Genomic DNA, 18,362 nt, shown 5'->3' with positions numbered 1-18,362 from the left:
CAGCACCATTGCTGACGCTGCTTGGCACACGCTGATTAAGCTCAATCAGGCTTAGTTAAACAATTCTGGGTACAAGGCTTGGCTCAGTGCTTCTAAGGCATCGGCCAACCGTGGGCCTGGCCGCGAAAGCATATCACCATTCAAAACGATGATCTTGCCATCCTTGACTGCCTTGATTTGGCTCCAGCCTGGACGTTGGGCGATCAGATCAATCGTCAGTTTATCGCCATGTGATTCAGGCCCGATGATCACCGCTGGTTGGCGGTTAACCACTTCTTCGGCACTGATTTCAGGATACTCTTCGCTGACATCGGCAAAAATATTAGTTGCGCCAGCGAGTTCAACCATTTGACCAATAAAGGTTTGCGGGCCAGCAGTCATCAATGGCTCGTCATAAACTTCATAGAACACGCTTAATTTATCGGCAGCTGCCAGTGTCTTGGTTTTGGTGGTTACTGCATCAATCCGCGTTTGCATCTCGGCTACAACTTGAGCCGCCTCAGTTGGATGATTAGTCGCTTGACCAATCAAATTAATATTTTCATAGACGGCTGCGAAGTTTTCAGCTTTGATTGCGATTACCGGAATATTGGCTTGCGCTAGAGCATCAATCACCGTTTGTTGGCTTTCATCGCCCGAAAACACAACATCAGGCTTGAGCGCCACAATGGTTTCGATGCTAATCGTTTTGGCCGAGAAGCCACCAATTTGATCGATGCTCTTGGCTGCTTCGGGATAATTGCAATATTTAGTCACGCCAACCAACGCATCGCCCGCACCAACTGCAAACAGAATTTCAGTATTCGATGGTGCTAACGAGACGATCCGACTTGGTTGTGCGGTTAAAGTCACTTCGCGTCCAAGGCTATCCTTGATCGTTAAGGGATAGCTGCTGCTGGTATTGCTGACCACAACGGTTGGGGTCAATTCGGCAGTTACACTCACTGCTGTGGTGGCGGTTGGCGCTACGGCAACACTATCAGTTGTGGCGGTTGGCGGCACGGTTGTCGCTGGTAATTGGGTCACGCCATTTTCGGCAGCGCCACAAGCTACAAGGCTGCCCAACAACAAGAAAACGCTCAAAAATCGGCTAAATCGAACCTTGGTCATGTGAATTGAACCCCATTTTATAGAAGGATGAATTATGAGGGATGAAGGATGAAAATTTGGCTATTGGCTGTTGGCTGTTGAAGCCATTGCAATCCCAAAAAATGTTCCGATAGCCGATAGCCTAAAGCCATTCACCCTCTGCGTTAACATGTTCTGCTCCCCAAGCGCCAATCGCCAAGCCTGCCACAACTAGAAACATCACGCGGCGGGTTAGCTGGCGAGCAGTTTGTATCAGGGCTGGGTCGGGCTGGGTTAAGCCATCGCCAAGTGCATAATGCCCAATTTTGATCAACTGAGTATCCAGCGCCCCAGCCATGGCCGCCATTGGCCAACCAGCATTGGGCGAGGCTGTTTTACCATGATCACGCCAAACTACCTGCCATGTTCGTTGGCGTTGGCCATGGGCAACCAGCCAAAGCAGGCCAGCGGTCAAACGTGCGGGAACTAAATTGAGTGCATCATCGCAACGGGCGGCAACTTTGCCAAGATATTCAAACTGTTGATTGCGATAGCCCCACATCGCATCGAAGGTATTGCTCATGCGATAGGCCGCCAAGCCTGGCAAGCCTGCTACCAAATACCAAAACAACGGGGCAATCACGCTATCCGAGAGATTTTCGGCCAGCGATTCAATTGCGGCGGCGGCAACGTCGCTTGGGCTTAGCTCCGCCGTATCGCGGCTGACCAAATGCCAGCTTAACAACCGTCGTGCTTCAGCCAAATCATCGGCTACCAATGCGGTTTGCACCTCGCCAACCGCTCGATCGAGCGCTCGATAGGCCAGCAAACTTTGGGCAACCAAGGCTTGAGCCAATGGATGTTTGGGAATTCGGGCAGCCAAATCTGCACTCAAGCCCATGCCCATGCCGAGCCAAATTGCGCCCCAAACCAAACGGCCAGCCTCGTTGCTTGGCGCGAACTGCTCGCCTCGCTTGATCCACTTGCCCATCCAAACAACTGGATGCACTTGGTTGGGCAATTCAGGCAAGAGCGCATCGCAGGCCAAGGCCAATAAACCACTCAGTGCTCGTTTAGCCATTGCTCGCTCGCTGAGCCACGATAAATAAACCATTGCTGCCATCGCCATACGGTCGCGTTATATCCAAGCGATGCCATGCGCTGACTAACTGTAAGCCTGCATTACCCAGCAAGCGCTGCAATTCGGGCAAATAGTAATGGCGGCGCGTCAATTCATAGCTGGTGCGTTGACCTGCCTTGAGCACTGTCAAGCGATCGGTGCAGGTCATGGCGCTGCGATCCGGAATCACCTCGTACAACTCCAAGCCTTGTTCAGTTTCAGCCCAGCGTTGGCTAGCTTCAGGCAGCGCAAACGGCCAATCGTTGATGCCAAAAATCAGCCAGCCATTGGGTTGCAGCAAATTGGCTAAATGCTGCAAACTCTGGGCATCAGCCGCTTCGCTAGGGTAGCCGCAACAACTGCGGTCGTACAACGAGAAGATCGCATCAAACGGCTGATCGCTAATTTCGATAAAATCTTGTTGGCGAAATTGGCAGGTTTGGCCGCGTTGCTGGGCAAAAGCTTGGGCCGCTTGCAGCAATTCGGGTGCAATGTCGATGCTCAAAACATGAGCAAAGCCACGTTCGGCCAGCGCCACGCTATGCCGACCCCAACCACAACCAATTTCCAAAATACTCGCGTTTGAGCCAAGGCCAATCTGAGCCAACACAAAATCAAGGTCGTACTGGGCGGCAGCATAATCGCCCTGTTGGCGTTCGGCGCTTAATGTGGCAACTTGGCGCGGCGCAAAATAGCGATACCAATCGTTGTTGTTCATAGCTGGCCTCGTTGTTGTAAATTGCTCAAACCCAAGGATTGGGCAGCTTTGAGCAGATCGATATCGTGTTGTTCAGGGTCGTGCCATAAATCGCGATCAATCGCTTCGAGTAGGCGTTCAGCAATCGCTTGCCAAGCCCATGGGTTGCTATCGGCAAAAAATTGTTGCATCTCCTCGTCGCGCAAATAGTGCTCAGCAATCGAGTGATACATCCAATCATCAACAACTTGGGCCGTGGCATCGTAGCCAAAGAGATAATCGACGGTGGCGGCTAGCTCCAACGCGCCTTTGTAGCCATGACGGCGCATGCTTTCGATCCACTTTGGATTAACCACGCGGCTGCGAAATACCCGCCGCGCTTCTTCGCGCAGATCGCGGGTTTGCGGGCGCTGGGGGTTGCTCGAATCGCCAAAGTAGCGGCGTGGGTTGCGGCCAGTCAAGGCGCGAATCGTGGCGATCATGCCGCCGTGATACTGCATATAGTCGTCGCTATCAAAAATATCGTGTTCGCGATTATCTTGGTTTTTGGTGGCAACTTGAACTTCACTCAAGGCTGTGCCAAAGGCATCGGCAGCCTCAACCCCATATTCGTCGCTGGTGTAGGCATAACCACCCCAAGCGATGTAGGCTCGGGCAAAATCTGCGTCATCTTGCCAATTTTGGCTATCAATCAAGGGCAAAATGCCTGCGCCATAACTGCCTGGCTTGCAGCCCCAAACCCGATAACGCGCTTGTTGTTGGGCAATTTCGGGCGCTAAGCCGTTTTTAATTAGCTGCTCAGTGGCCGCAAAGGCCTGCTGACGAGCAAAATTCTGATCAAGTGGCTCATCAAGCTCAATCACGGTTTGGGCGGCTTGATCCAGCAAACTGACCAAGTGGGGGAAGGCATCGCGGAAGAAGCCGCTAATTCGACAAACCACATTAATTCGTGGGCGGCCAAGTTCGGCCAAGGGAATCACTTCAACGCCCGTGATGCGGCGGTTTTCGGCTTGCCAAACTGGCCGCACGCCCAGCAAGGCCAGCACTTGGGCAATATCATCGCCATAGGTGCGCATGGCACTAGTGCCCCAAATGCTGATGCCAACGCTGCGCGGGTAGCTGCCTTCTTCGCGTTGATAGCGCCGAATCAAATCATCAGCCAAGTGTTGGCCAACTTGCCAAGCCGCTGCGCTGGGCAACGAACGCGGATCGACTGCATAGAAATTGCGGCCTGTTGGCAACACATGGGCCATACCACGAGTTGGCGCTCCACTTGGCCCCGCTGGAATATAGCCACCATTCAAGCTATGCAGCAGGCTGGCAATTTCGGCTCGCGCACTTTCATGCAAATTGGGAATGAGCTGAGTGCAGATAAATTCCAATGGTGCAACGACGGTTTGATCCCAAGCTGCTGCGCTAGGCAATAAACTCGCTTGCAACACTGTCGGAATCGCAGTAACCTGCCAAGTCTGTTGTTCCAAGTTATGTAACATTGTTTTGCAATGTTGTTCGAGCCATGCCGCCACATCGCCATTGCTGTAAAGCGTTTGGTCGGCCAATTGCAACGGCTGAGCTAAGCGCTCGCCCAAATTGGCTTGCAAATTATTCCAATCCAAGCCGTAGAGCTTGCCCACCGCCACTGGCAAACTGGGCACATCAAGGTTGGGTAGTTTGGTCAGGTGAAACAGCAATTCTGGCAGTTGGTCGCCTTCGGCCAGAGTGCCTAAAATGTGCAAGCCATCGCGAATTTGCGCTCCGGTTAGTTCGCACAAATAGCCTTCAATATCTTCGAGCAAGTGGGCGACTTGGCGACCTTCCATCTCGGCAAAGGCGGTGGGCGTGCCATCTTCAAGGAACGAGCCATCCCAATCGTGGGTGTGGTCGCCGTGGTTGGCCTTGAGAATAAATTGCAAATCATCGCTGAGATTGCTGGTTTGCAGCAAGTTCCAAATTTGGCGCTGCAACAAGGGCAATTTATTGGGGTCGAGTTGCTCAACTTGATAATATTCATTGACCAACTGCGCCAATTCGGCCAGCTGGCCATAAGCTCCGGCGCTGGTCATTGGCGGAGTCATATGGTCGATGATCACCGCATGGCTACGGCGTTTGGCTTGATTGCCTTCGCCTGGATCATTGATGATAAACGGATAAATCACTGGCAAATCGCCAATTAACGCATCAGGGAAGCACTCGCGGCTCAGGCCAACGCTCTTACCTGGTAGCCATTCCAGCGTGCCGTGTTTGCCCATATGCACCAGCGCATCGGCCTGCCAGCCATCGCGCAGCCAACGATAGAGCGCATAATAGCTGTGCGGCGGCGGCAAATCGGGCATATGGTAAATTGCATTTGGGTCCATGCCATAGCCACGCGGCGGCTGCAACGCCACAAACACATTACCAAACTCCAAGCCAGCCAAGGCTAACCCATGCTCGCTCAAATAGGCTGTGCCAGGCGCTTCGCCCCATTGTTTGATCATGCTGGCTTGTAAATTGGCGGGTAGTTCAGCAAACCATTGTTGATATTGATCGACTGGCACATGCACCGCTTGGGCTAATTGTTGCTCAGTCAGCCAGGTTTCGTCATATGAACAACGATCGATCAAATCGAATAATAATTGATCGCTGCTAACTGGCAATTTGCCAACCTGATAGCCCTCGGCTTGCATGACGTGGAGCAAGGTCAATAATGAGGCTGGCGCATCCAAGCCAACCGCGTTGCCAACCCGTGAGGCTTTGGCGCTGCTGTTGGTAAACACAAAAGCTATGCGTTTTTCAGCGTTTGGTTTGTGGCGCAAATTGACTAAGCGTCGCGTAATCCCGACCACTCGTTCAACCCGCTCAAGATCTGGCATATAGCGCACGCCACCAGAATTGGGGTCTTGCTCCTTGAACGAGATTGGCACGGTGATAATCCGGCCATCAAATTCGGGAATCGCCACATTGATCGCTGTATCCAACGAGCTTAATCCACGGCCTGCTCGTTGCCATTGCTCACGTGAGCGGCCACTAGCAATCGCTTGGATAATCGGCACATTCAGTTGTTGCAGCATATCGATTTCCGCGCCAGCGAGGGTTGGGCCTTCGGTATTGACATTACCCAAAGCAAACGACAAACTGCAAATCAAGGCAGCAATTGGCCCATCGGCTTGCAAACATTCCAAGGCAGCGGGCAGATTGTTGCTGCCGCCTTCCTTGAGCGAGTGGGTATAGACCGCCCGTGGTTGCATGCCCTGAGCTGCGATCGCCCGACAAATGGCATCAACAAAATCGGTGTTGCCGCTGAGCATGTGCGCTCGATAGAACAGCACGCCCACGGTTGGTTGATCGGTTTGCACATTCGTTTGGCATTGGGCAGCGGCGCAGCCTTCACAGCGATTTAATGCTGGCGTGTAGATGCCATGGCGTGGTAATTCCTGTGGCGCGTCGTAGCCCCAACCGGTGAGCAATAAGTGGTCGCTCAAGCAAGCCAAAGCATTGACGACATTTTCCAAACCACCCTGCATAAAATAGCTGCTGATTAGGTGCGCCAGCGGCACGCCAACATTCGAAAGCGCCATCAATTCAGGGTCAAGCGCCTCGAAGCCAGGCAAATACAGCACAAAGCCATTGGTTTGTTGCGTCCACTGTTGCAAGCGCTCGATGCCATGCTCAAAGCCCCGACTGCCCGTAATCAAACGGACAACCACAATTTCGGCTTGGGGCAATAAGCGATCAAGCAAAGTATCAAGCGCCGTTTGATCTTCGGCATCGCCCACATTGGCAGTTTGCAAATTGGCAAAATCGCTGGGCAATTGGCGACGCGCTTGCTCAATTAAAAGGATATCGGTATCCGCTTGGGTCAAAAATACGATGCTATTGCCAAGGCTGGGCGGGCTGGCTGGTAATGCTGGCGCTGGGCTGATTGCGGCGGTCGCCTGAGCATCCCATTTAAAGCCATTGAAAACATGCGGCTTGAGATTGGAGGGCGCAGGCAAGACCTGATCGGCCTGAATCATGGCTTCGATGTAGTCGTAGAGCGCCACCACCAACTCTGGCTGATTGAGCGAATGAAACCAAATCGGCTGGCCATCAAACATCAGCATGGCCACATTTGCCAATGGGCATGGCCCCAAACAACCGCCCATATTCAAATGCACAATATTGCGCAGCTTGCGGCTTTCCCATTCGTGTTGGTGAATTTCGGGCCAAACCGGGGCAAAACCACGCTCGGTAATCCCACAGCAGCAGCCATGAGCGCAGATAAATAACATTCCGCGTTTATAACCAGCGTTAACCATGCGCCCATCGATGCGCTCGACCATATTGCGTTGCAAACGTTCAGTCATCAGAAGTCAATCCCGATCTGGGCACGAATGCCTTGAGTTGTAAACGGATGTTTGATCTCGCGCATCTCGGTTACCAGGTCGGCGTGCTCGATCAGGGCAGCGGGAGCATCACGGCCTGTAATAATCACATGCAATAGTTCAGGCTTGTTGGCCGCCAACCAAGCCACAATCTCGTTGACATCAAGCCAGCCAAAGGCCATCACATAGGTAAATTCATCGAGAATGACGATCTGATATTGATTCGAGCTAATCGCGGTTTTAGCCAATTCCCAGCCATGCAAGGCTTTGGCTTTGGTCGCATCAAGGTCTTTCGAGGTCCAAGTGAAGCCATCGCCAGTGCCACCAAACTCAATTTCCATTTTGGCAGCAGCCCGCGATTCGCCAAACTTGGCATTTTCGTGTTTGAGAAATTGAATGACTTTAACCTTGAGATCGCGACCCCACGCCCGGGTCATCACGCCCAAGGCCGCCGACGTTTTGCCCTTGCCATTACCGGTGTTGACGATCACAAGGCCTTTTTTGCCTTTGCGCAATTTGCGTACTTGTTCGCGATAGCGCTGTTTTTCCTCGGTTGAATGCAGTTGCGTGCCAGCAGCAATAATTGGCTCCAATTGCTCAACCGCATCATCGGGTTGTAATTCAATTGGATTAAATGCTTGATCGCCGCGCACTGCCGGAGCGTATTCTGGCTCTTGGCCCGCTGGATACAGCCGATGAAAAATTGCTGCTTCAACTGGCTCGCCATTGATCAAATGCTCTTGAACGATTTGTTCAACTAAATCGTGATCAAGCTGCTGATACCAAATGCCTTCGGGGTAAACCACCGCAATTGGGCCGCGCTGGCAGACACCCAAACAACTGACCGTCGAGCATTTGACCCGTTCGGGATTGCGTAATTTGCGCCGATCGCCAAGTTGTTCGAGGGCGTGTTGGGCTAAGGCCGCACCATCGGCATCGCCATTACATTGATCACCAGTACAAATAAATAAATGGCGCCCATAGGCTCGCATCGTCAGTGGGGCATCGCTCATGCTGGCTCCGTTGGGCGACACACCAGCATGCAAACAGCCAAGAAAAAACCTCTTCGGCTCATGCCAAAGAGGAAAAGAGGCACTAAACCCAGCAGGGTCTAGCAACTCCTTCCCTGATCCGCGAGGGAAATGTTGGAGTGTCGATGAGTTTGTGGCGGGTTATCGGGCTTGAAGCGTGGGCTTCCTACCGTTGCGGGACAGCGCCAGACTCTAACTGGCTTCCCCCATTGCGCGTGTGTGTCATCCGGGACAGCAACGCACCACAAACAAACTTGTAAATTGCAGTCGCGATTATACGGGCAATCGTAAGTTAAAGTCAAAAGGCCAAAGATAAGGATGAAGGATAAATTAGGAGGGATGAAACGATTGGGCTATAGGCTTTTGGCTAGCAAAGATTGGATTGCAATACCAACCATTGTGCCAATTGTCTATAGCCAATAGCCTTACTTCGTGCCCTTCGTGTCCTTCGTGGATCAAAAAACTGATCCCTGACCCCTGAAAACTGATCCCTCGTCGTCAATCGACCAAAAAGCGTTCGATCACTTGATTGCCGACCATGCGCCCACGCGGCGTAAAGCGAATCGCGTTTGGGGTTTGTTCAAGCATGCCTTGTGCGATCAATTGATCGATCACTGGTTGATAGCGTTCGAGTAAATCGTGGCCAGTGCGTTGTTGAAAATGCGCCAAGCCTAAACCACAATTCAGTCGCAAGCCCATCATAATCGTTTCAAAATCGCGATCATGTGGTTCGCACTGTTGAACATCAATTAATGGTGCATGGCCACGTTCAACCTGCTGAGCAAACGGCTCCAACACCCGTTGATCAACCCAGCGCCAGCCGCGCCAATGGCTATGAGCGCCTGCGCCAACTCCCAGATAATCGGCGTTGAGCCAATAAGCCACATTATGACGTGAGGCATAAGCTGGTAAGCTCTCGCTTGGATTAAAAGTTGCGCTTTGGGTTTTAGCCCAATTAGAAATCTCATAATGGCCATAACCAGCCGCCCCTAAAATGTCCATTGCAGCCTCGTACATCTCGCCAGTTGCATCATCATTGGGAATGCTCACCCGACCAGCGGTTACTTGGGCTGCTAGTGGGGTAGTTGGCTCAACAATCAACGAATACAAGGCAAAATGTTCAGTATCCCAACTGACAATTTCCTTGAGCATCGCTCGCCATTGGGCAATATCTTGGCCCGGCAAGCCAAACATAAAATCAAGATTGATATTTTCAAAGCCAACCTTGCGGGCCGCTTGATACGAAGCATAAGCCTCGCTGGCAGTATGAATGCGCCCCAAAACGCGCAAGGTTGGATCATGGAGCGTTTGTACGCCCATACTTAAGCGATTAATCCCCATCGAACGCATGGCCCGAAGATAATTCAGGTCAAGCACTGTACCTGGGTTGGCCTCGCTAGTAACTTCGGCCTGCTCCAGCGGAATAATTCGCCCGATTGTTTGCATTAATTGCTCAAGCAAAGGCAAAGGCAGGGCTGTTGGTGTGCCGCCACCCAAAAACACCGTTGCTGGCAAATCGGCTTGCTGCAATGGCCCAGCCAGATCCTGCAAGCGGTAGCTGGCCCATGGCATAGGTTGGGCAGTGGTTGCGGGCCAAGTTGGGTCAGGTGTAGTTTCGCCGCTCGCCATGCGCTCAAGGTGCAAACACAACGCATCGATATAGCGCTGCATAAAATCTTCACGATTGGCAAACGTATTGAAATCGCAGTAGGCACAACGAGTTTGGCAAAACGGAATATGAATATAGAGATGTTTTAAATCGTGTGTTGTCATAGCATTATTGTAGTGCGATTTGAGGCTTTGCGCCATGAAGAACTACTGAGATGCGAAAATTTAATCCACGAAGGACACGAAGAGCACAAAGGCTGTTTTAGCCACGAATTGCCCGAACTATCCATTTTATCTCGCATCATGCATCCTGTAGCTTTATTTCCGATCCCCAGTCCCCAACGACCAGTCCCCAAGCCCTCTGTTCTTTGCTCTATGTTCTCACTCCTGAGAACTTTGACATAACCCAAGCATCGACGCTACAATTGGGGCAGACCTCGCACTTGTCCCGCCGCTTGTGAGTAATAATTAGGAGGCATCTCAATGACTGAGCATGCTGCACCAACCACTGTTGGTCAATTTTCGGCAAGCAACGACGCTGAATCAGCATTCTACTACCCACCTGCTGCCTTGGTTGAAAACTCGAACGTGCTGGCCTACGCTCGTGAAAAAGGTTTCGCCGATGTCGAAGCAATGCGTCAATGGTCAATTGAGCATTACCAAGATTTCTGGGCCGACATGGCTACTCGGATGGTCGATTGGTATGTGCCATTTAGCAAAGTGCTCGATGATAGCAAAGCGCCGTTTTACCAATGGTTTAACGATGGCAAGATCAACATTGTGCATAATGCGCTTGATCGCCATGTCAAAACCTGGCGCAAGAATAAGTTGGCCTTGATTTGGGAAAGTGAAAAGGGCGATAACAAGACCTACAGCTATTGGCAATTGTTCAAACGGGTCAATAAATTTGCCAATGTGCTCAAATCGATGGGGGTCAAAAAGGGCGATACCGTGACGATCTATTTGCCACGGGTTCCCGAAATTGTCATTGCGATGTTGGCTTGTGCCAAAATTGGCGCGATGCATAGCGTGGTCTATGGTGGTTTTAGCGTCGAAGCGCTGCAAACCCGCATCCAAGATGCCCAATCGCGGGTGGTGATTACGGCTGACGGCGGTTATATGAATGGCAAGGTCGTTGAACTGAAAAAGATCACCGACGATGCGATTAAACATTCGCCAGTCGTCGAAATTGTGATTGTGGTCAAGCGCACTGGCCACGAAGTCGAAATGCAACAAGGCCGCGACTTGTGGTATGAAGAATTGATGGCCCTGCCGATCGCTTCGACCAAGTGCGAAACCGAGCAACTTGATGCTGAACATCCTTTATATATGCTCTACACTTCGGGGACGACTGGCGCTCCCAAAGGCTTAGTGCATACCCATGGCGGCTATCAGGTTGGAGTTGCGACAACTCTGCACTTTAATCTTGATATCAAAGAAGATGATGTGTATTGGTGTGCCGCCGATCCAGGCTGGGTCACGGGCCACTCCTACATTGTCTATGGCCCCTTGATGCTTGGCGCAACTCAGGTGATGTACGAAGGTGCACCAACTTTCCCCTTCCCCAACCGCTGGTGGAATATTGTCGAGCGCTATGGCGTAACCGTGCTCTACACTGCTCCTACCGCAATTCGCGGCTTGATGCGCTTTGGCGAAGCTTGGCCTAACCGCCATGATCTTGGCTCATTGCGTTTGCTTGGCTCGGTCGGCGAACCAATTAACCCCGAAGCATGGCGTTGGTATCATAGGGTAATTGGCCGCAACAATTGCCCAATTATGGATACTTGGTGGCAAACTGAAACGGGTAGCATGATGATCACGCCCAATCCAACCACGCCACTCAAGCCAGGCTCGGGCACTCGTGCCTCGTTTGGCATCGATGCCGATGTAGTCAACGATCAAGGTGAACACGCCAGCGACGATGAAGATGGCTTGTTGATTATCCGCAATCCATGGCCTTCAATGTTGCGCACGATCTATAACAACCCTGAGCGCTATATCGAGCAATATTGGAGCCGAATTCCAGGCGTGTACACCGCTGGCGATTCAGCTCGCAAAGACGAAGACGGCTATTTCTGGGTAATTGGCCGGATCGACGATGTAATCAAGGTTTCCGGCTATCGGCTGGGCACGGCTGAAGTCGAATCGGCTTTGGTCTCGCACCCATCAGTTGCCGAAGCCGCCGCGATTGGCTTGCCTCACGAAGTCAAAGGCAATGCGATTCATACCTTTGTAATTTTGAAGAATGGCTACGAAGCCAACCAAGATCTTGAGGATGCGCTGATTGCCCACGTTGGCAAAGTGATGGGACCAATTGCCCGACCTGAGGCTGTGCAATTTGTGCCAAGTTTGCCGAAAACCCGCTCAGGCAAAATTATGCGGCGGGTGCTTAAAGCTCGTGCCCTAGGCTTGCCCGAAGGCGATTTGAGCACCTTGGAACAATAAAAAATCAGCCGTGTGGTGATGGACAAGATCACCACACGGCTGATTCAATCAATTCAGTTTATTTCACCATATCGACGCGTGATTGAACCCAGAAATTCTTGCTGGCGAAACCGCTAGCGACCAAGCTATAGCCCCAACCTGATTCGAAGCGTAGGGCTGGCGTGGTAAACAACACGGTTGAGCTACCAGCTGGGCTGATATCAAAGCTATAGCTCCCTGCTGGAACTTCTAAAGTTGCTGCATCGCCGAATTTAGCCCCTTTGACTACAACATTTTGCGTGCCAGCAATTTTGATATCGACGGCTGGTGCATCGGGTGAGCCGTGAATAACCCGCACGCGGCTCATCCCAGCGCCAGTCATCGAGTAATTATCTTCATACAATTTGACATCAAAATTACCTAAACCCAAGCTGCCAACTGCGGCAACCGTGCCAGTATAGCCACCTTCAAGCGTTAATTTGGTTTCAAAGACTGATGCTGCGACACCTGCGCCAGCTGGAGCAATATCAATTGTATAGGTGCCATCTGGTAAGGCTAATTGGCCGCTCAGCGCAAAGAATGGCACGCTGGTTAACACGGCTTTGCCATCGACAAAAATATCGACTGCTGGAGCATCGGGTGAGGCGTGCATAACTCGAACATAATTCATCGTGGCGGCTTTGCTTGCCTGTGGTGTGCTTAACCCGACAACTGCTAACAAAGCCAATGTCATCAACATCAAACGTCGTACCATTTTAGAATCCTCCAAAAAACAACAATCTTCAGCGAAACTGGTTAACCCTGACCTATCTCAACTCGTTATAGCGCTATTGTCTTGTTTTACGCGAGTGAGCTTTTGATGGATGTACAAACTATCGACAAATCATGAACAATTTCTAAAACTCATCAATAATTAATCAAAATCTGATCTAGTTCAAGTACATAGCCCACATTTGTGAACATTGCATAGAGTATGCTAAGCCCAAGCATCTAGAGTTAGAAAGGGAATCCAATGAGTTATCCACCGCCAACCGTGATCATCAACAATGGCAATGCTGGGCCTGGCTGCTTGATTCGTGGCTTGTGGTTTATTTTTGTCGGCTTGTGGTTAGGAGCAGTGGTCACAGGCTTGGCATGGTTGTTAATTGTCAGCATTATTGGCTTGCCACTTGGCCTGATGTTGCTCAATCGGCTGCCGCAAATGATGACTTTACGCCCAAATCCCGCCAATGCCCAAATGGTGGTGCTCTCAAATGGACAGGTGGTCGTTGGCCACAGTCGCCCTCAACAATCATTCATCATTCGGGCGATCTACTTTATCCTCATTGGTTGGTGGTTTAGCGGCATTTGGCTGGCAACCGCATGGGCAATCGCTGGGTTTAGTTTTGGCTTAGGCTTACCGTTATCATTTTGGATGTTCAACCGCGTACCAGCGATTACGACTTTAGGCTAAGCTCGCCCACCGCTGGTTTTAAGGCTTGCCCGTGTTACTTCCAATTGTGGCACGGGCAAGCCATGCTGAATGCAATAATTTTGTAAGGCGGCCAACGCAGCATCCAAAGCAGCTCCAGGGCTGGCTCCATAGCCTACCACCCCAGCAATTTGCGGGCAGATTGCGCGATATTGCCCAGCCTCAACGCGCACAACAAGTTCATACTGCATCGAAAAACTCCTTAAAGAATGCTTGAACAAATTTGCGGATTTTGCTATGTTCAAGCGACTTGGGTTATGCTACACTGCCTTCGTCCATTTGTCATGGCATTGCCGGCTGCTATGACAACGCCGTTTATTTGGCACTCATCCCACCTTTTATCGCGTCGCGACACCAAGAGTTGCCTCACGTTGGTTACCGACCAACTGACCTCTGTTCGTCACCCGCCGCCCTTGAGTGTGTACTTCGGGGCAATAGCAAAGGATGCAGTCGATGGAGACACTGATGGATTCGTCGCTTTCAGCGATGCCTGTGCAAGCCCGCCAAGCTCGTTTGATTGAACACTATCAGGCAGTGCGCCAATTCTCGGAGTATCTTTGTGAGCCGCTTGTAACCGAAGATTATGTGATTCAGTCGATGCCCGATATTAGCCCAACCAAGTGGCATCTCGCCCATACCAGTTGGTTTTTTGAAACGTTTGTACTGACCCAAGCCGTGCCTAACTACCAAACATTGCATCCCCAATATGCCTACCTCTTTAATTCATATTATGTAACGCTCGGCAAACGCCATTGTCGCCCCAAACGCGGTTTGATTTCGCGGCCAACCGTCGAGGAAACCTACCGCTACCGTGCCTATGTTGATCAGCAGATGTTGGCCTTGTTGATTGCGATGGATGCCGAAACCTTTGCCCGTTGGGAGCCAATTCTCGATTTGGGGATTCATCACGAGCAGCAGCATCAAGAATTAATGTTGACTGACCTCAAGCATGTTTTTTCCGAAAACCCCTTGCGCCCAGCCTACCGTGAATTTGCCCTAAGCAACCACCAGCCTGCCGCGCCATTGCATTGGCTCAGCTATCCCGAAGGCATTATTTGGCTTGGTTACGAGGGTCAAAGTTTTGCTTTCGATAATGAATCGCCACGCCATCGCCAATTTGTACACAATTTTAAATTGGCCTCACGGCTTGTCACCAACGGCGAATATTTGGCCTTTATCGAAGATGCTGGCTATGCCCGCCAAGATTTGTGGCTCTCATCAGGCTGGTACACCCGCGAAGATGCTGGCTGGACTGCGCCGATGTATTGGGAGCAACTCGATGGGGTATGGCAGCAGATGACGCTTGGGGGTTTGCGTCCGCTTGATCTAGCCGAGCCAGTTTGTCATCTCAGCTATTACGAGGCTGATGCTTTTGCTCGTTGGGCGGGCAAGCGCTTGCCAACCGAAGCCGAATGGGAGTTGGCAGCCCAAACCGTAGCGCTCGATGGATCATACGCTGATGCAGGCCGCTATCATCCAGCAGCACTCAATCTTGATAGCAGCAATTTACCTCAACAAATGTTTGGCGAAGTTTGGCAATGGACTCAAAGTGCCTACTCGCCATATCCTAGGTTTCAGCCAGCAGCAGGTGCACTGGGTGAGTACAATGGCAAATTTATGTCGGGGCAATATGTGTTACGCGGCGCTTCATGTGCCACCTCGCGCTCCCATGCCCGCCTGACCTATCGCAATTTCTTTCCGCCCGATGCTCGTTGGCAATTTAGTGGTTTGCGCTTGGCAGCAGATGGTGAAGCATGAGCGAAACCCAACAAGTAGCCAAAGTACGTTTGCTTGATGCCGCCCCCACTGTAGCCTGCTTTCGCAGCGAAGTGCTTGAGGGCTTGCGTCAACCAATCAAAACCTTGCCTTGTAAATTTTTCTACGATGCAGAAGGTTCGCAGATTTTCGATGCCATTTGCGAACTAGTCGAATATTACCCAACCCGTACTGAACTAGCAATTTTGCAGCAAGCCATGCCCGCAATTCGCCACTGGGTTGGGCCTGATGTGCGTTTGGTTGAATATGGCAGCGGAGCCAGCCGCAAAACCCGTTTGCTGCTCGATCAACTTGAAGCGCCAGCGGCCTATCTGCCAATTGATATTTCGCGCGAACATTTGCTCGCCGCCAGCCAAGATTTAGCCGAGCGCTATCCAGCAATCGAAATTTTGCCCATGTGTGCCGATTATACCCAGCCATTGAGTTTGCCCCAGGCTCAACGCCCAGTTGGTCGCACGGTGGTGTTTTACCCAGGCTCAACAATCGGCAATTTTCACCCCGACGAAGCCTTGAGCTTTTTAAAGATGATGCGTGAACTATGCTTGCCTGATGGTGGCGTGCTGCTTGGCGTTGATCTTAAAAAAGATCCGAGCCTGTTGCATGCGGCCTACAATGATGCGGCTGGAGTGACTGCGGCATTTAATCTCAATCTACTGGCGCGAATTAATCGTGAGCTTGATGCCAACTTCGCGCTAGCCAACTTTCGCCATTATGCCTGCTACAACCCAATTCAAGGCCGAATTGAAATGCACTTGGTCAGTTTGCACGATCAAACAGTGTGGATTGGCGATCAGCAAATTGATTTTCGCCGTGGCGAGCCAATTTGGACTGAATGCTCTTACAAATATCATCTGCAAGAATTTGCCGCGTTGGCAGCCCAAGCCCAACTTGCGGTAGCCGAGGTTTGGACAGACCCCCAAAACCTGTTCAGCGTGCACTATTTACGCCCGATTGCTTAAACGAAAGCCGCCGATTGGCCAACAACATGCCGATCGGCGGCGTATTGAATTGCGAATTATGCTACGAGAGAGGACAATCATGATGCAACGTGATCATTCAGCGTCACTTTTTAGCCCAACCTCTTTAGGACTTAAGTTAATTGGTTGGCGCTATTACCTCAGCGCGGCAACAACCGTCTACCCGCTCATCAAGAATAGTGCTGCCTTTGATTTAGGGCTATGGCTGTTTATGAGTGGCTTGTTTGGCGCGATTGCTTGGCTGCTGGCTTGGGTTGGCAATGGCCTGATCAAGCGCAAATCCGAAGCTCACCGAACTGCGGTAATACTCGAAACCCGACGGATCATTGGTTGGTTATGGAACATATCGTGGTTTGGGCTGATCGATTAGGTCGTAAGTTGGGTTTGCCTGTGGTATCTCACCCGCCAAAAGCTTGTAGCGTTGTGCAACCATTAAGCAGATTGTGCGTATCAACCTGAGAATATTAATCTGAATTGGAGAGAGTATGTATAGCGTTCCCACAAATCAAACCAAATTGCCTGCCCCGCTTGGGCTGAAGCTCGTTGGCGTGCGATATGGCTTAGGCTCACTGTTGCTAGCAGTTCTAACGGTTTTATTAGGCTCAAGGTTGCAGACATGGTTTGGATCAGACTTCTTCATTCCCTTACTACAATTGTTGCTCTATGCTGGCATGACGATCTTATACGCAATCATTACATGGGGCATTTTCAAGCAACGCGAGCGAGTGCGCCGACTTGGTGTTTTTATTGAATGTGTGTCGTTGGCGTTTTCAGCCTTTGCTCTGCTGACAGGTGATTTTGAAGCATCGGATTGGTTTTCGGCTGGCCTCAGTATTGTCATCATTTGGTATTTACGCCGAACTGAAACCTTAGATTATTTCTATGGAGCCTAATCGCACTACAAACTAGAGGAGTGAGAATCATGCTACGAGGCTATTTTGTCCCATCATTAAAGCCAACTCCCTTACCAATCAAACTGATTGCTGGCTACCAATTTGTCACTGCACTCTTTGGTGGCTATGCCCTATTTTGGGCCTTACAACAAGGATCAGGTGTAGTTGACCCGCTAAGTGGGGGTAGTACGGGCGTAGATTTACTGCAACATTGGATTCAAACTCGCCATTGGTTGGCGTTGGTGTTTATCGGAGCGATCGGCGTTGCCATCACAATTCATAGCTTGCTCGGCATAGGCCTACTCAAAAAATACCCTTTCGCACGAAATGCCACAATTTGGTGGGATTGGACAGTGATTGGGTTGGCTGGGTTCAGTCTGGCTCAATCCAATTGGTATTTTTGGATTGAGGCTGCGGTGATAGCAATAAGTTATCTGATTATTCATTATTTGCAGCAACCGGAAATAATCGATGTGTTTCAGCCCGAAATAAATTAGCACTTGAATATTGATAAAAACAACGAGGAATAGTAGGTATGCAACAGATTCAGCAAGTAAAATATGGCAAAAAACCATTGGGAATTCTTTTGATTGGCTTTCTTTTTGCAGCACGAGCTACCTTTACAGGCGGTATGATGTTGATTTTTGCGCTGAGATTTCTTGACCTGCCGCCAGGCTATTTGCTGCCATATGGCTTTATGGTACTGTTTTATGGAGCTTTTACATTTTTTCATATCAAAATCGTCCAAGGTATATTTGGGTTTCGTGAAAAAATCAGGAAGCTTGTAGTTATCTTGGAATCAATTATTGTGGTTTTATATTGGATTTTACGATTCCTCTTTGATTATCAACCAGAACTAGCACAAACTATTTCGATAATAATTAGTATGGCGATTATTTGGTATTTATCGCGTGATAAAACTCGTGCATGGTTTGCCCCAAACAAGTAAAATTA

General features: G+C 50.6%; 16 protein-coding genes and 1 riboswitch. Of the genes, 8 read left to right on the top strand and 8 right to left on the bottom strand.

Going from position 1 to position 18,362, the window contains the following annotated elements:
• Positions 1-51: 51 nt before the first annotated feature.
• From LCH85_13095 to hemW, 6 genes are all read right to left on the bottom strand, one after another.
• Positions 52-1,110, bottom strand: coding sequence for a cobalamin-binding protein (locus LCH85_13095; GenBank protein MCA0352927.1), 1,059 nt, complete (start codon positions 1,108-1,110; stop codon positions 52-54).
• Between the two features lie 121 nt (positions 1,111-1,231).
• Positions 1,232-2,149 carry an adenosylcobinamide-phosphate synthase CbiB gene (gene cbiB, locus LCH85_13090; protein ID MCA0352926.1) on the bottom strand — a complete coding sequence of 306 codons (918 nt, stop codon included), beginning with the start codon at positions 2,147-2,149 and terminating at the stop codon, positions 1,232-1,234.
• Positions 2,142-2,906, bottom strand: a complete 765-nt coding sequence (locus LCH85_13085; GenBank protein MCA0352925.1) for a class I SAM-dependent methyltransferase — start codon at positions 2,904-2,906, stop codon at positions 2,142-2,144. Before LCH85_13085 ends, cbiB begins: the two co-directional genes overlap by 8 nt.
• Entirely contained in the window at positions 2,903-7,210 is a 4,308-nt protein-coding gene (gene cobN / locus LCH85_13080) for a cobaltochelatase subunit CobN (GenBank protein MCA0352924.1), read from the bottom strand. The genes LCH85_13085 and cobN overlap by 4 nt, the downstream gene beginning before the upstream one ends.
• On the bottom strand, positions 7,210-8,241 hold the full coding sequence (gene cobO / locus LCH85_13075) for a cob(I)yrinic acid a,c-diamide adenosyltransferase (GenBank protein ID MCA0352923.1): 1,032 nt from the start codon (positions 8,239-8,241) through the stop codon (positions 7,210-7,212). The genes cobN and cobO overlap by 1 nt, the downstream gene beginning before the upstream one ends.
• Positions 8,242-8,376: 135 nt before the next feature.
• A riboswitch (cobalamin riboswitch) is annotated at positions 8,377-8,521 on the bottom strand.
• A 236-nt stretch (positions 8,522-8,757) separates the two neighbouring features.
• Entirely contained in the window at positions 8,758-10,032 is a 1,275-nt protein-coding gene (gene hemW / locus LCH85_13070) for a radical SAM family heme chaperone HemW (GenBank protein ID MCA0352922.1), read from the bottom strand.
• Between the two features lie 318 nt (positions 10,033-10,350).
• Here hemW and acs point away from each other — a divergent pair, with 318 nt between their 5' ends.
• Entirely contained in the window at positions 10,351-12,312 is a 1,962-nt protein-coding gene (gene acs, locus LCH85_13065) for an acetate--CoA ligase (GenBank protein MCA0352921.1), read from the top strand.
• A 58-nt stretch (positions 12,313-12,370) separates the two neighbouring features.
• On the opposite strand, the gene LCH85_13060 is transcribed toward acs, so the two are convergent.
• Positions 12,371-13,045: a DUF4397 domain-containing protein gene (locus LCH85_13060; protein MCA0352920.1), complete on the bottom strand. Its 675-nt coding sequence runs from the start codon at positions 13,043-13,045 to the stop codon at positions 12,371-12,373.
• Positions 13,046-13,303: 258 nt separating this feature from the next.
• On the opposite strand from LCH85_13060, the gene LCH85_13055 reads away from it, so the two are divergent.
• Entirely contained in the window at positions 13,304-13,744 is a 441-nt protein-coding gene (locus tag LCH85_13055) for a YccF domain-containing protein (GenBank protein MCA0352919.1), read from the top strand.
• On the opposite strand, the gene LCH85_13050 is transcribed toward LCH85_13055, so the two are convergent.
• Complete coding sequence (locus LCH85_13050) at positions 13,741-13,953, bottom strand: hypothetical protein (GenBank protein MCA0352918.1); 213 nt, start codon at positions 13,951-13,953, stop codon at positions 13,741-13,743. The two genes, LCH85_13055 and LCH85_13050, sit on opposite strands and share 4 nt — an antisense overlap.
• Before the next feature lie 262 nt (positions 13,954-14,215).
• Here LCH85_13050 and egtB point away from each other — a divergent pair, with 262 nt between their 5' ends.
• The 6 genes from egtB to LCH85_13020 all read left to right on the top strand — a co-directional run bounded on the left by egtB (position 14,216) and on the right by LCH85_13020 (position 18,357).
• Positions 14,216-15,520 (top strand): ergothioneine biosynthesis protein EgtB, encoded by a 1,305-nt coding sequence (gene egtB, locus LCH85_13045; GenBank protein MCA0352917.1) that lies wholly within the window; start codon positions 14,216-14,218, stop codon positions 15,518-15,520.
• Positions 15,517-16,497: an L-histidine N(alpha)-methyltransferase gene (gene egtD, locus LCH85_13040; protein ID MCA0352916.1), complete on the top strand. Its 981-nt coding sequence runs from the start codon at positions 15,517-15,519 to the stop codon at positions 16,495-16,497. The genes egtB and egtD overlap by 4 nt, the downstream gene beginning before the upstream one ends.
• A gap of 79 nt (positions 16,498-16,576) precedes the next feature.
• Positions 16,577-16,885, top strand: a complete 309-nt coding sequence (locus tag LCH85_13035) for a hypothetical protein (protein MCA0352915.1) — start codon at positions 16,577-16,579, stop codon at positions 16,883-16,885.
• Positions 16,886-17,000: 115 nt separating this feature from the next.
• The gene (locus LCH85_13030) at positions 17,001-17,408 is read left to right on the top strand and encodes a hypothetical protein (protein MCA0352914.1); all 408 of its coding nucleotides are present in this window, start codon (positions 17,001-17,003) and stop codon (positions 17,406-17,408) included.
• Between the two features lie 29 nt (positions 17,409-17,437).
• Positions 17,438-17,905, top strand: a complete 468-nt coding sequence (locus LCH85_13025; GenBank protein MCA0352913.1) for a hypothetical protein — start codon at positions 17,438-17,440, stop codon at positions 17,903-17,905.
• A gap of 38 nt (positions 17,906-17,943) precedes the next feature.
• Positions 17,944-18,357, top strand: a complete 414-nt coding sequence (locus LCH85_13020) for a hypothetical protein (GenBank protein MCA0352912.1) — start codon at positions 17,944-17,946, stop codon at positions 18,355-18,357.
• Positions 18,358-18,362: the final 5 nt, after the last annotated feature.

It is taken from the genome of Chloroflexota bacterium (genome assembly GCA_020161265.1).
Taxonomy (GTDB): domain Bacteria; phylum Chloroflexota; class Chloroflexia; order Chloroflexales; family Herpetosiphonaceae; genus Herpetosiphon.
The sequence above is the reverse complement of the archived record's forward strand: the minus strand, read 5'-3'. Positions and strand labels throughout refer to the sequence as shown.

Excerpts from the sequence above, each read along its gene's own strand:
- LCH85_13020 (MCA0352912.1), top strand. The coding sequence starts at position 17,944 with ATGCAACAGATTCAGCAAGTAAAATATGGCAAAAAACCATTGGGAATT.
- egtB (MCA0352917.1), top strand. The coding sequence starts at position 14,216 with ATGGAGACACTGATGGATTCGTCGCTTTCAGCGATGCCTGTGCAAGCC.
- LCH85_13055 (MCA0352919.1), top strand. The coding sequence starts at position 13,304 with ATGAGTTATCCACCGCCAACCGTGATCATCAACAATGGCAATGCTGGG.
- LCH85_13035 (MCA0352915.1), top strand. The coding sequence starts at position 16,577 with ATGATGCAACGTGATCATTCAGCGTCACTTTTTAGCCCAACCTCTTTA.
- cobN (MCA0352924.1), bottom strand. The coding sequence starts at position 7,210 with ATGACTGAACGTTTGCAACGCAATATGGTCGAGCGCATCGATGGGCGC.
- hemW (MCA0352922.1), bottom strand. The coding sequence starts at position 10,032 with ATGACAACACACGATTTAAAACATCTCTATATTCATATTCCGTTTTGC.
- LCH85_13085 (MCA0352925.1), bottom strand. The coding sequence starts at position 2,906 with ATGAACAACAACGATTGGTATCGCTATTTTGCGCCGCGCCAAGTTGCC.
- cbiB (MCA0352926.1), bottom strand. The coding sequence starts at position 2,149 with ATGGCTAAACGAGCACTGAGTGGTTTATTGGCCTTGGCCTGCGATGCG.
- LCH85_13025 (MCA0352913.1), top strand. The coding sequence starts at position 17,438 with ATGCTACGAGGCTATTTTGTCCCATCATTAAAGCCAACTCCCTTACCA.
- acs (MCA0352921.1), top strand. The coding sequence starts at position 10,351 with ATGACTGAGCATGCTGCACCAACCACTGTTGGTCAATTTTCGGCAAGC.
- egtD (MCA0352916.1), top strand. The coding sequence starts at position 15,517 with ATGAGCGAAACCCAACAAGTAGCCAAAGTACGTTTGCTTGATGCCGCC.
- cobO (MCA0352923.1), bottom strand. The coding sequence starts at position 8,241 with ATGAGCGATGCCCCACTGACGATGCGAGCCTATGGGCGCCATTTATTT.
- LCH85_13030 (MCA0352914.1), top strand. The coding sequence starts at position 17,001 with ATGTATAGCGTTCCCACAAATCAAACCAAATTGCCTGCCCCGCTTGGG.
- LCH85_13095 (MCA0352927.1), bottom strand. The coding sequence starts at position 1,110 with ATGACCAAGGTTCGATTTAGCCGATTTTTGAGCGTTTTCTTGTTGTTG.
- LCH85_13050 (MCA0352918.1), bottom strand. The coding sequence starts at position 13,953 with ATGCAGTATGAACTTGTTGTGCGCGTTGAGGCTGGGCAATATCGCGCA.
- LCH85_13060 (MCA0352920.1), bottom strand. The coding sequence starts at position 13,045 with ATGGTACGACGTTTGATGTTGATGACATTGGCTTTGTTAGCAGTTGTC.